Origin of the sequence: Microbacterium sp. MYb54, assembly GCF_002979515.1 — a bacterium.
In the GTDB taxonomy this organism is placed as follows: domain Bacteria; phylum Actinomycetota; class Actinomycetes; order Actinomycetales; family Microbacteriaceae; genus Microbacterium.
In genome coordinates this window covers 49,324-61,423 of sequence record NZ_PCPA01000020.1, presented here as the reverse complement: position 1 = coordinate 61,423, position 12,100 = coordinate 49,324, and the positions used below count along the sequence as shown (strand labels likewise).

Sequence of the window (12,100 nt, the reverse complement as noted above, 5' to 3'; positions counted from 1 at the left end):
CAAGCCGTGCACTCGACGAGAAGCCGTGCACTCGGCGGGTGACCGCGGAGTGCATGGCACAAGGGGGACTCACGACCTAAGGAAAAGAAGGACAATGACCGCGAAGATCCTCGATGGGAAGGCGGCGTCCGCCGCGATCCGAGCCGAGCTCACCGAACGCGTCGCCGCGCTGAAGAGCAAGGGGATCACGCCGGGCATCGCGACAGTGCTCGTGGGTGCTGACCCGGCATCGCAGCTCTACGTGGGTATGAAGCATCGACAGTCCGAGGCGATCGGGATGAACTCGATCCAGCGCGAACTGCCGGCCGATGCCACACAGTCCGACGTAGAGGCGCTGATCGACGAGCTCAACGCCGACCCCGCGTGCCACGGCTACATCGTGCAGCTTCCGCTGCCGAAGCACCTCGACACGGACGCGATCCTGGAGCGCATCGACCCGGCGAAGGATGCCGACGGCCTGCACCCGACCAACCTCGGCCGACTCGTGCTCAACGTCAACGGCCCGATCGACACCCCGCTGCCGTGCACCCCGCGCGGTGTCATCGAGCTGCTGCTGCGCAACGACTACGACCTCAAGGGCAAGCACGTCGTCGTGGTCGGTCGCGGTGTCACGATCGGTCGCACGATCGGGCTGCTGCTCACGCGTCGCGACCTGAACGCCACGGTGACTCTGACCCACACCGGCACGGTCGACATGCCGCGCTACCTGCGCGAGGCCGACGTGATCGTCGCCGCCGCCGGTGTGAAGCACCTGATCCGCGCCGAAGACGTCAAGCCCGGAGCAGCCGTGCTCGACGTCGGGGTCACGCGCGAGACCGACCAGGAAACCGGCAAGAGCCTGGTGTTCGGCGACGTCGCCCCTGACGTCGCGGATATCGCCGGGTACCTCTCACCGAATCCGGGCGGCGTCGGCCCGATGACGGTCGCGCTGCTGATGACCAATGTCGTGGAAGCGGCGGAGCGGCTCGTCTGACGACGCGTTTTCGCCCACTGCACAAGAAGGCGCCCATCCTGAAGATGGGCGCCTTCCGTGTTTCCGGAGGTCGGAGGAGCCGGCTCAGCCGAGTTCGTCGAGCATCCGGCGTTGCTCGGGTGTCAGGCCATCGCTGAGCTCGTCACGGGCGGCGGTCGTCTGCGCCGACTCCGGTGCGGTGGCGGTGGCTGCGGATGCGGGCTTCGCGTCGCCGCCCTTCACGCGTGCGTGCACGGAGTCGTAGATCTCTGCGGCTTTGCGCCGCATCCTGTCGTCGATCTGGTCGTAGATCATCCAGCCGAGCACCAGCGCCAGCGGCGGCAGCACGAAAGCCCAGAAGCCGGAGGCGCGCACTCCGCTCAGCCAGACCGTGAGGATCCAGATGATGACCTCGACGAGGTACACGAGGACGTACTGCACGATCTTCTCGCCCGTCTTCGTGCGCTCGGCGGCCGACTTCGCGGCGGATTTCCGGAAGGCGCCGGCGAGCAGAGGCTTCACGAAGAGGGCCGCGAGGGTCAGGATGACCGACGCCCACAGCGCGTTCCATCCGACGGAGACGCCCGGCAGCAGCAGGCCGATCAGGAGCAGCACTGCGACGTTGAACACATAGAGCGCGGCGAACCGGACGATTCCGTTCTTCATGCGTCCAGAGTCCCACATCGCCGCGTGGCGGTGCACCCTCGGTTCTCGTGGGGCAGCGGCGGTTGCGCGTGATCGCCGGTCGTACACTGATGCCCGGCGCCCATCCGCTTTCCCTTCTCCGTCTGGAGCCGTCATGACGCTCGACCTCGATCCGCTGCTGGACTCGATCGACATCCTGACGACCGCCGAGGGTGCCCACTGGGAGGCCCACTCTCACGACGACCATGAGCTGCTCTCGGCGATCACGCGGTCGGTGACGGTCGTCACGCCGGACGCCGTGTTCATCGCTCCGCGGGGGACCAGCGTCTGGATCCCTGCCGGCGTCATGCACGAGGTGACGGCGGTGCCGGGGAACAGCATGCGGTGCACCTGGTTCGAACCCGACGCCGGTGCCGCTCTCACCACGCGTGTCGTCGTCACGCGGGTGCCGCCGCTGCTGGATCAGGTGCTCGTGGAACTCGGCCGCTATACGGATCCGGTCCGCCGCGCCCGTGCCGAGGCCTTCGCGCTCGACCTGCTCGCCGACTCGCGAGAGGCGGAGGTGGGCCTGCCCACGCCGGCGAGCCCGTGGTTGCGCGCGGTGACGGATGCTCTCATCGCCGATCCGGCCGATCGACGCACCGTCGACGCCTGGGCGGTGCAGTCCGCGGTGAGTGTCCGCACGTTCATGCGCCAGTTCTCAGCCGAGACGGGGATGGCGTTCTCCCGGTGGAGGTCCGAACTGCGACTGCACCTCGCGATGTCGCTGCTCGCGAACGGCACGGAGGTGGGTCGCACCGCACGGGCGGTCGGATTCGAATCCCTCGCCGCGTTCTCGGCCGCGTTCCGGCGACGCACCGGAGTCGCACCACGGACGTTCGCCCGCACACACGGCTCCGTGACCGATCCACGCGCATAGTCGACCGATCGACACAACTATCTCCATCGAACCGGGCAGGCGAGGGCGACATAATTAGGTAACCCTTGCCTTAATTGGAGATCCCGTGCGCCCATCACCGCGCCTGCGAGCCGCGCTCGCAGCAGCCATCATCGTCCCGCTCTTCGCCGTCACCGCCTGCGCCTCTGCCGCCGGGTCCTCCTCCGGCGACGGCTCCGCCGGCGGGGACACCCACGTGGTCGACACCGTCTATGGCAAGGTCACCGTTCCCACCGACCCCGAGCGCGTCGCCGCCATCTCGTACGACACCCCGTGGCAGGTCATGTCGCTCGATCTCCCCGTGGTCGCCGCGATCGACTACACCCAGTGGATCGACGGCTACACCGACGAGCAGCAGGCCTACATCGCCGACGCCCAGAAGGTCGGCACCTACGGGGAGATCAACTTCGAAGCGCTCGCCGGCGCCGCACCCGACGTCATCGTCGGCGATGCCTACGAGGTGGACGAAGCGACCTTCGCCCGGCTCAACGAGATCGCGCCCACCGTGATCGTCGGCGGGGACGAGCGAGGCGACTGGCAGTCGCTGACCGAAGACCTGGCGTCTGCGCTCGGCGCGCACGACACCTGGGAAGAGGCGAAGACCTCGTACGAGGCGCGCCGCGACGAGGTGAAGGAGCAGTACGCCGACGTCATCGCTGCGAACACCTGGGCGAACTTCTCACTCGGTGACGAGGCGGGACAGTTCTCCATCCAGCTGCCGACCGGTTCCACCGGAAACCTCATCGTGAACGAGATGGGGCTCACCTACGGCGAAGGCATCCCTCTGGATGATGAGGGCGGCTTCGGATACGCCTCGTTCTCGCTGGAGCAGATCGGCACCATCCTCGACGGTGTGACGGTCGGCCTCACCTACGCGAACCCGGACGGCAGCAAGATGCCGGCGATCCAGGAGGTCATCGACAGCAGCCTGTTCCAGCAGCTCGACATCGCAAAGTCCGGTCACGTCTACGGCCTCGTGACGGGCGTCACCGATTACCGGAGCGCGGAGGGCTGGATCGACGAGCTCACCACCGAGGTGCTCGAGCCGCTCTCGAAGTGACCGGAAGCGTCACGGACGGTCGGCGGCGTGTCCGTCGTCCGTCCGATGCGGTCATCCTCCCGGTCGTCCTCCTCCTGCTGATCGCCGCGATCGGGATCAGCATCGCGGTCGGGCCGCGCACGCTGACGTTCGATGAGCTCTTCTCGGCGCTCGCGGCACCCACGGGCACGGAAGCCGACCTGATCGTGCGAGATGTGCGTCTGCCGCGCACGTTCATCGGTGTCGCGGCGGGCAGCGCGCTGGCGGTGGCAGGCGTCATCATGCAGACGCTGACCCGCAACCCGCTCGCGGAACCGGGACTGCTCGGTGTCAACGCCGGGGCGTCGCTGGCGGTCGCAGTGGCGATCGTGGTGCTGGGTATCGGGGACTTCGGCTCCACGATGTGGTTCGCGTTCGCGGGGGCTGCGATCGCCAGCGCTCTCGTCGCCCTCATCGGCGGGGTAGGGCGCGGCGCGTCGATCGGGCGCCTCGCACTCACCGGGGTCGCGGTCGCCGCGGTGCTCTCCGCGGCGACCGCGGCACTCAGCCTGATCGACCCCGCGTCGTATCAGGCGATGCGTCTGTGGGGAGCGGGAGCTCTCGGCGGGCGCTCGCTCGAAGCGGCCACGTTGACGCTGATCGTGATCGCCGGGGGACTGCTCCTCGTCGTCGCGATCGCACCGGGGATCGGGCTCCTGGCGCTCGGTGAGGACACTGCTCGCGCACTCGGCGGTCGGGTCGGTGCCGTGCGGATCGGCGGATTCATCGCGATCGCCGTGCTCTGCGGGGCGGCGACCGCAGCCGCCGGACCGATCGCCTTCGTCGGGCTGCTCGTGCCGCACGCGCTGCGGGCGGTGTTCGGACCCGACACCCGGAGGCTCCTGATCTACAGCGTGCTCGCCGGTCCCATCCTGCTGCTGTTCGCCGATGTGCTCGGCGGGGTCCTGATCGCCCCGCGCTCGATCCCGGTGGGCGTGGTGACCGCGTTCCTCGGGGCGCCGGTGCTCGTCGCGCTCGTGCTGTCACGGCGTGTGCAGGCTGACGGAGCACCGTCGTGATCGCGGATTCGGTCGTCGCCGCACCCGCTGCCACGCGTCGGCGTCGCGTCGTGATCTGGGTCTGCTCCGCCGTCGTCCTCGTGGTCCTGGGCATTGCGGGTCTCACTCTCGGTGAAGCCGCGGTGTCGGTGCCCGACGTGGTCTCGGTACTGTTCGGTGGTGGCGAGAGCGGAACACGGCTGGTCGTCCTCGGCTGGCGACTTCCTCGGGTCGTGCTGGGGGCCGCCATCGGGGCGATGCTCGCGCTGTCCGGCGCCCTGTTCCAAGTCGTCACCCGCAACCCGCTGGGGAGCCCCGACATCCTGGGCTTCTCCGCCGGTGCGTACACCGGGGCCTTGATCGTGATCGTCGGCGGATCGGCGAGCACTCTCGCCCTCACCGCCGGTTCGATCGGCGGCGGCATCCTGTCGGCGGCTCTGGTGTTCGCGCTCGTGGCCTGGCGCGGTGCCACCGGAACCCGCCTCATCATCGTGGGCATCGCTCTCACGGCCATGCTGGGAGCCGCGAACACCATGATCGAGCTCGCCGCCGACGATGTGGTGTCGCGGAGCGCCGCGATCTGGGGTGCCGGCTCCCTCAACGGCATCGACGGCCGATGGATGCCGGTGATCCTCGTCGCGCTCGCGCTCGGCGCCCTCGCCATCGCCGCGCTGCGGCCCGCACTGACCCTGTACGAGCTGGGGGAGGACCGCGCCGCCTCCCTGGGGGTGCGGCCGGTGCGCCTGCGTCTGTCGGCCATGCTCGTCGGCGTCGTGCTCCTCGCCCTCACGATCGCGGCGGCCGGACCGATCGCGTTCGTCGCGCTCGCCGCGCCGCAGATCGCGCGACGGCTGTGGCGCAGCGGACCGATGCCGTTCGCGGCATCTGCCATGACGGGCGCCGTGCTCCTCGTGTTCAGCGATCTGCTCGCCATGCGGCTGTTCGCCCCCACCATGCTTCCCACCGGACTCGTCACGATCGGGATCGGCGGACTGTACCTCGCCTGGATGCTCTCCGGCGCGAACCGAAGGAGGCGCTGATGCGCACCGATGCCCCCGTCTACACCGCCGAAGTGGTGGCCCGCACGGTCGTCACCCCGAACATGCTGCGGATCACTCTCCGCGATGCCCACACGGACAGCGGCGGGCGGTTCGTGTCGAGCGGGCGGCCGGATGAGTTCTTCGGCCTGTGGCTCTCGACGGTCGACGGGGAAGAGGCGAAGCGCTACTACTCGGTGCGCGACTGGCGGCCCGAGTCCGACGAGCTCGACATCGACTTCGTCGTGCACGCGCACGGTCCGGCTACCCGCTGGGCGCGCGAGGCTCGCCACGGGGATCGCGTGGCGTTCGATGCTCCACGCGGACACTTCCATCCGCCTGAGGGGACGGATCGCGTGCTTCTCGTCGGCGATGCAACGGCCCTTCCTGCCATCGGGCGCATCCTCGATGAGCGCACCGTGACAGACCCGCCGGCGTGCGTGATCGTGTCGGTCGACGACGCCCGAGACCGTCAGGATCTGCCGATCCGGCAGGATGACACGCTGCGCTGGGTTCGCAGCGACGAGATGCTCGATCACGTCGTCGCCGAGACCGCGGTCGCCCCGGACACGACCTACCTCTGGTTCTCCGGTGAGGCGACGGTCATGCGCGACGTGCGCCGGCATGTGCGCCACACGCTCGGCTGGCCGACTGCGCGGTACATGACCATGGGCTACTGGCGGCGCGACGAGGAGCGCTGGGCCGCCGAGTTCACCCGCCGCCCTGAGCTCGAGGAGCGGATCACCGCGATCTGGGAGAACGGGGAAGACGACGAGACCCAGCGGGACCTGGTCGACGAGCTGCTGACGAGGAACGGACTGTGACCGAGGCGACGTTCGAGATCCGCGGTCTCTCCGCCGGATACCCGCACGGACGGCCGATCTCGGTCGACCTCGACCTGACGATCGAGCGGGGCTCCTTCGTCGCGATCATCGGGCCGAACGCCTGCGGGAAGTCGACGCTGCTGCGCACGATCGCGCGGCTGCTCCCGGCGCTGGCCGGGTCGGTGCTCCTCGACGGACACGACATCCGCACACGAGGTGCGAAGGAGCTGGCGCGGGAGCTCGGCCTGCTCGGCCAGTCGGCCGAGGCGCCGGACGGCATGCGGGTGGCGGATCTCATCGCCCGAGGCCGTTACCCGCACCGCCGCGCCTTCTCGGGCTGGAGCCCGTCCGACGAGCAGGCCGTGCGCCGCGCGATGGAGCGCACCGCCGTGCAGGACCTGGTGGATCGACCCGTGGACGAACTCTCCGGCGGACAGCGTCAGCGGGTCTGGCTGGCCATGGCGCTCGCGCAGGAGACGGATGTGCTGCTCCTGGACGAGCCGACGACCTTCCTCGACATCACGCACCAGTTGGACATGCTCGACCTGTTCCGGGCGATCAACCGTGAGCAGGGGACGACCGTCGTCGCCGTGCTGCACGACCTCAACCAGGCAGCTCGGTACGCGGATCGGATCGTCGCGATGCGCGATGGTGCGATCCTCAGCACGGGCGCTCCGGACGAGGTGCTCACGCCCGAGGTGATGGCTCGGGTGTTCGACCTCGACTGCACCGTCATCCCCGACCCGGAAACCGGGACGCCGATGGTCGTGCCCCGCCGACGCTGAGGGTCTGAGGCGGTCGACGACGTCGCTCAGAGCGCCCGGTACAGGTCCCACGCACGCTGACACGCCTCGGCGACATCGTGCACGTGGGCGGGGTCTTCTCGGATCCAGTCCGTCCCCGGCCGATGCAGCTCTTCGACAGCAGCCGGCCCGAGCAGATACTCGCGCAGGAACTCGGCCTGCACCGCGTCGAGTGTGAGCGCGGCCCCTGCGGCCTGCGGGGCGAGCTCTCGGAACCGGGCCCCTGCTGCACGGATCTCCTGGCTGCCGAGGTACGGAGTGTTCAGAGCCACGGCGTCCGGCCGATCGACGCGGAACCCGGCACGATGGGCATCGGCGAGCGCACGAAGACGCTCAGGATCCATCGTCGGCGGGTCTGCGGGGTCGCGCTCGTCGCCGCGGGTGTCGCCGCGGTTGGAGAGGGCGACGACAGCGGGGAGCCGGTCTTCCGGGGCCCTGGCGACGTTGACCGCACCGTCGCTCGTGGTCGTGGTGTTCATGGTGTCGTGGAAAGACAATCGCGTGAACCGCCCGCCCGTGCGGAGCTTCTCGGCCACGAACCGCTCGGTCAGGTCATCCCTCGTGCGCTCGTAGACGCCCAGCCCGCGCTCGCCGACCTCGACGAACGTGTGCACGAGGCGGTCGCGCTCTGCATCGTCGGTCGGCACCTCGAGGATCGGGAAGAACGAGAAGGTCACCGGGCGGATCGCATCCACTCCTGACAGGTCGACCTTCTGCCAGGGCCCGGCGGCGCGGGTGCGCTCGATGGCCGTCGTCAGGTCGGCGGCGATGTCGGCCGGACGGGCACGGTTGGGATCGCGCACCAGGCGTGGATGCGGGTTGATGACCGCGACGATGCGGCGGTCGTTCCGAGCCCACTCCCGCACGATCGCGTCGGTGGCGACGTCGGTGAAGTCGTACTGCATCCGTCTCGTCAGCGCAGGGGAGAGGAACGGCACGAGTTCTTCAGGGATGCGCGCGCCGGCGTGCGGACAGCTCACCAGGACATCGGCCTCGGCGATCGCCTCGTCGAGCGTGCGATGCTCGCTGTCGGCGAAGACCGTGATCTCCTGCGCGGTGAAGGTGTGCCCTGCGGGAATGAGGTCGAGGTCGCTCATGCGCTCATGCTAGCCGCGGCCCTCGACGGGGTCAGCCCTGTGGGTGCAGCGTGCTCTCGATGCCGCTGATGCGGGCCTGCTCGTCGAAGCGGAACGTCGCCGTGCCGCTGGCGTCAGACACCGTGGCGCCGGAGAAAGCCTCGTCCGTCCAGGTGAGGGTCCAGCCCGCGAGCCGCGCCAGATCCCAGACCGCGGTGCGCGCGTCGGGGAGGTTCGCGCCGGAGAGCACCCGGGGCAGCGCGATGACGGCATCCGCCACCGTGAGAGGGGCGAGCGGCGCGTCGAGCAGGAACACGGCGCGGGTTCCGTTGCCGACCGGAGCAGAGTAGTACGGGGAGCGTCCGGTGAGTTCGACCGCGACGCCGCCGACCGTGTGCGCGGCCTGGGCGATCCATTCGTCGTCGCCTGCGACCTCGGCGGGGAACGGGACCTCGGCTGTGGTCAGCTCGGAGATGCCGTGCTCGCTACCGTAGGCGTGCAGCTGCGCCGCGACGCCCTGAGGATCTCCGCTCGGGTGCGCCCACGCCCACAGGACCGAGCGTGGGCCCGGCGCGATCGTCGCGATCAGGTGTGCGCGGGCCACGAGCTGGCGCGTCGGATCGGCGTCGGCCGTGAAGGTGAGGGTGCCCGCGGCCAGGTCCGCATCCCAGTGGTGCTCGCCGAGGGTGTCGGCGGCGGCGGAGAGAGCGTCCTGACGGAGTGCGACGAAGAGGGCGGCACGGTCGGCGAGGGGCTGGAGCGCGGCGAAGGTCATGCCGACAGTCTCGCGGTCGATGCTATGAATCCGCTAGTTCAGGCGCGGATCGCCGCGGGCTCGGGGCGCCCCATCCGCCATACGCTCGGCACCAGCAGGGTGATCAACGCGATCACCGCGTAGATGGCGCCGGAGGTCACGAGCACGGTCGCGGGATCCGCATACGTGATCAGCCACCCGTAGATCAGGGTGCCGATCGGCATCACGACGAAGCTGCCGAGCATGTCGTAGCTGGACACCCTGGACAGCTTCTCGCCCGGGATGTTCTCCATCATCGCGAGGTTCCAGCCGGTGCTGAAGACCTCGGCGCCCGCACCAGCGATGAACGCGGCCATGGCGAGCAGGACGATGGCGGGATGGAGGCCGAGGATCGTCACCGGGATCGCGAACGCCGCCATGCCGATCATGCCGTAGCGCAGCGGTCGTCGCAGCGGGAACCACATGAGCAGCAGCGTCATCAGCAGCACGCCCGCGCCCTCGGCGCTGACGACCCACCCCCAGCCGGTGATGCCGAGCAGGTCGTTGTTCTTGGCGATGTAGGGACCCACGACGCCCCACGCGCCGACGTGGATGGCGTTCATGACCATGAAGGCCAGCACGATCGTCCAGAGCCACGGTCGACTCCAGAACTCCCGCCAGCCGATGCGGAGGTCGTGGAACATCGTGGTGCCGCCCGCGTGCGACGGGGGAGGGAGCTTCACGAGAGCCAGCACCGGGATAGCGATCACCCAGCCGACAGCCTGCACCACCATCGCCCACGCGGGACCGGCCGTCGCCACCAGGATGCCCGCGATGATCGGACCGCCGATCGTCACAGCAGAGCGCACGAACGACAGCATCGCGTTCGCCTGCTGCAGATGCTCTGGCGTCGTCAGCTGCGGGATGATGCCCTGCATCGCGGGCAGCACGAACGCGGTCGAGGCCCCGTTCACGATCGAGAGCACCACGAGCAGCGGGATCGTGGCGTTGCCGGTGAACAGGAGCGCCGCGATCGTGCCGATCGAGAGGATGTCGACCACGTAGCAGGCCTGGATGATCAGCGCCCGCGGCAGGCGGTCGGCGATCACCCCGCCGAACAGCACGAAGACGATGTTGCTCACGGTGAAGGCTGCCAGCACGAAGGACAGCGACCGGGCGTCGTTGTCGATCTCCAGTACCGCGAACGCGAGGGCGATCGACGACATCGAACCCGCGATCATCGTGATCGCACGGGCCAGGAAGAACCAGCGGAAGTTGCGGTCCTGCATCGCGGCGAGCCCGCGGCTCACCTCACGACCTCACTCCAGTGCATCCGGCCATCCTGCCACGGGGCATGACCCTTCGAATCGCGCAGATGGTCGCTTCGGGGCCGGAAATACGACCAGTTGCGCGATTCGAAAGGGTCAGTAGCTGGCGCGGGACGTTCCGTCGGCGGAGATGAACCGGGCGGCGAGGGCTTCGGATGCTCGGGCGAGCAGGGCGACATCCGCGCCGACCGCCACGAAGTCGGCACCCGCTGCGAGGTAGGCGTCGGCTGCGGTCGGGTCGAACGCATTCACACCGACGGCCTTGCCCGCGGCCTTGACCGCGGCGAAGACCTTCTCGACCGCGGCAGTGACGTCGGGATGGGTCTGCTGACCGAGCAGACCCATCGACGCGGACAGGTCGGAGGGGCCGACGAACACCGCGTCGATGCCGTCGACCGCGGCGATGTCAGCTGCGGCTTCGACGCCGGCGGCCGTCTCGATCTGCACGGTGAGGGAGATGTGCTGCGCGGACTCCTGCAGGTAGCGATCGACGCGGTTCCAGCGGGCGCTGCGCGCCAGAGCGCTGCCCACTCCGCGCACGCCCTCCGGCGGGTAGCGGGTGGCGGCGACGGCGGCACGGGCCTCGTCGGCCGACGACACCATCGGCACGATCAGGTTCTGCGCCCCGAGGTCGAGGATCTGCTTGATCGCGACGGTGTCATTCGACGGCACCCGCACGAGCGGAGCGATCGGGTACGCGGCGACCGCCTGAAGCTGCACGAGCACGGATTCGAGCGTGTTGGCTGAATGCTCCATGTCGATCAGGAGCCAATCCAGGCCCGACCCCGCGGCGACCTCGGCGAGCAGCGGGCTGCCGGTGCACGCCCACATGCCGACGAACGGACGATCGGAGTCCGCGAGCTGCTCGCGGAACGAGGGGGCTAGACGAAGCGGCATGCAATTGTTCCCATCGGTCCGTAATCGCACAGCACTTCATCGCCGCGCGACACCCACATAGGGCGCGTGAACGATCCTGCCAGGATGATCTCCCCGGCCTCGAGACGCGCGCCGTGCTGGTGGAACTTGTTCGCGAGCCACGCGACCCCGGTGGCCGGATGACCGAGTACGCCGGCCGCGACACCGGTCTCCTCGATCTCGCCGTTGCGGGAGAGGACCCCCGGAACCCAGCGCAGATCGATCTCGTCCGGGCGCTTGTGCACCGAGCCGAGCACCATCGCCCCGTAGGCGGCGTTGTCGCTGATCGTGTCGACGATGGTGCGCCCCTCGAGCTCGATGTGCGAGTTCAGCACTTCGAGTGCCGGCACCGCGTAGTCGATCGCCGCGAGAGCATCCTCGAGGGTGCAGTCCGGGCCCTCCAGCGGGCTCTTCAACACGAACGCCAGTTCGACCTCGATGCGCACGTTCGAGAAGTGGTCGACGGGGATCGCGGCACCGGACTCGTAGACGGTGTCGTCGAACATCACGCCGTAGTCGGGCTCGGAGATGCCGGTCGCCTGCTGCATAGCCTTCGACGTCAGACCGATCTTGCGCCCGACGAGCCGGCGCCCTGCGGCGGTCTGCGAGTCTCGCCAGACGCCCTGGATCGCGTACGAGTCCTCGACCGTCGCCTCCGGATATCGTGCCGTGATGCGCGGGATCACCGCATGCGTGCGGTCGGCCTCCGCGAGCTCCGCCGCGATCTGCGTGATCGTCTCTGCTGACAGCATCCGTTCCTCCTATGTTTCACTA

Annotated in this window: 13 protein-coding genes; 7 read left to right on the top strand and 6 right to left on the bottom strand. The window is 69.1% G+C overall.

The window, feature by feature from the left end; translation table 11 throughout:
* Positions 1–94 precede the first annotated feature (94 nt).
* Positions 95–973 (top strand): bifunctional methylenetetrahydrofolate dehydrogenase/methenyltetrahydrofolate cyclohydrolase, encoded by an 879-nt coding sequence (locus CQ040_RS17000; protein WP_105527973.1) that lies wholly within the window; start codon positions 95–97, stop codon positions 971–973.
* An 84-nt stretch (positions 974–1,057) separates the two neighbouring features.
* Here CQ040_RS17000 and CQ040_RS16995 read toward each other — a convergent pair whose 3' ends face one another.
* Positions 1,058–1,618: a hypothetical protein gene (locus CQ040_RS16995; protein ID WP_105527974.1), complete on the bottom strand. Its 561-nt coding sequence runs from the start codon at positions 1,616–1,618 to the stop codon at positions 1,058–1,060.
* Positions 1,619–1,751: 133 nt separating this feature from the next.
* Here CQ040_RS16995 and CQ040_RS16990 point away from each other — a divergent pair, with 133 nt between their 5' ends.
* The 6 genes from CQ040_RS16990 (at position 1,752) to CQ040_RS16965 (ending at position 7,256) form a co-directional block, all read left to right on the top strand.
* Positions 1,752–2,516 carry an AraC family transcriptional regulator gene (locus tag CQ040_RS16990; RefSeq protein WP_181157019.1) on the top strand — a complete coding sequence of 255 codons (765 nt, stop codon included), beginning with the start codon at positions 1,752–1,754 and terminating at the stop codon, positions 2,514–2,516.
* Between the two features lie 85 nt (positions 2,517–2,601).
* Positions 2,602–3,594 (top strand): ABC transporter substrate-binding protein, encoded by a 993-nt coding sequence (locus CQ040_RS16985; protein WP_105527976.1) that lies wholly within the window; start codon positions 2,602–2,604, stop codon positions 3,592–3,594.
* A complete protein-coding gene (locus CQ040_RS16980; protein WP_181157018.1) occupies positions 3,591–4,631 on the top strand; it encodes an iron ABC transporter permease in 1,041 nt (346 codons plus the stop codon). The genes CQ040_RS16985 and CQ040_RS16980 overlap by 4 nt, the downstream gene beginning before the upstream one ends.
* Positions 4,628–5,650: an iron chelate uptake ABC transporter family permease subunit gene (locus CQ040_RS16975; protein ID WP_105527978.1), complete on the top strand. Its 1,023-nt coding sequence runs from the start codon at positions 4,628–4,630 to the stop codon at positions 5,648–5,650. Before CQ040_RS16980 ends, CQ040_RS16975 begins: the two co-directional genes overlap by 4 nt.
* Positions 5,650–6,471: a siderophore-interacting protein gene (locus tag CQ040_RS16970; RefSeq protein ID WP_105527979.1), complete on the top strand. Its 822-nt coding sequence runs from the start codon at positions 5,650–5,652 to the stop codon at positions 6,469–6,471. The genes CQ040_RS16975 and CQ040_RS16970 overlap by 1 nt, the downstream gene beginning before the upstream one ends.
* Positions 6,468–7,256 (top strand): ABC transporter ATP-binding protein, encoded by a 789-nt coding sequence (locus CQ040_RS16965; protein ID WP_105527980.1) that lies wholly within the window; start codon positions 6,468–6,470, stop codon positions 7,254–7,256. Before CQ040_RS16970 ends, CQ040_RS16965 begins: the two co-directional genes overlap by 4 nt.
* Positions 7,257–7,282: 26 nt before the next feature.
* On the opposite strand, the gene CQ040_RS16960 is transcribed toward CQ040_RS16965, so the two are convergent.
* The 5 genes from CQ040_RS16960 to CQ040_RS16940 all read right to left on the bottom strand — a co-directional run bounded on the left by CQ040_RS16960 (position 7,283) and on the right by CQ040_RS16940 (position 12,078).
* Complete coding sequence (locus tag CQ040_RS16960; RefSeq protein WP_105527981.1) at positions 7,283–8,371, bottom strand: N-formylglutamate amidohydrolase; 1,089 nt, start codon at positions 8,369–8,371, stop codon at positions 7,283–7,285.
* Positions 8,372–8,402: 31 nt separating this feature from the next.
* Positions 8,403–9,125, bottom strand: coding sequence for a DUF6882 domain-containing protein (locus CQ040_RS16955; protein WP_105527982.1), 723 nt, complete (start codon positions 9,123–9,125; stop codon positions 8,403–8,405).
* A 38-nt stretch (positions 9,126–9,163) separates the two neighbouring features.
* Positions 9,164–10,393 (bottom strand): MFS transporter, encoded by a 1,230-nt coding sequence (locus tag CQ040_RS16950; RefSeq protein WP_105527983.1) that lies wholly within the window; start codon positions 10,391–10,393, stop codon positions 9,164–9,166.
* Between the two features lie 114 nt (positions 10,394–10,507).
* Positions 10,508–11,308, bottom strand: a complete 801-nt coding sequence (locus CQ040_RS16945; RefSeq protein WP_105527984.1) for an HpcH/HpaI aldolase/citrate lyase family protein — start codon at positions 11,306–11,308, stop codon at positions 10,508–10,510.
* Positions 11,293–12,078: a 2-keto-4-pentenoate hydratase gene (locus CQ040_RS16940; protein ID WP_105527985.1), complete on the bottom strand. Its 786-nt coding sequence runs from the start codon at positions 12,076–12,078 to the stop codon at positions 11,293–11,295. The genes CQ040_RS16945 and CQ040_RS16940 overlap by 16 nt, the downstream gene beginning before the upstream one ends.
* Between the last annotated feature and the right edge of the window lie 22 nt (positions 12,079–12,100).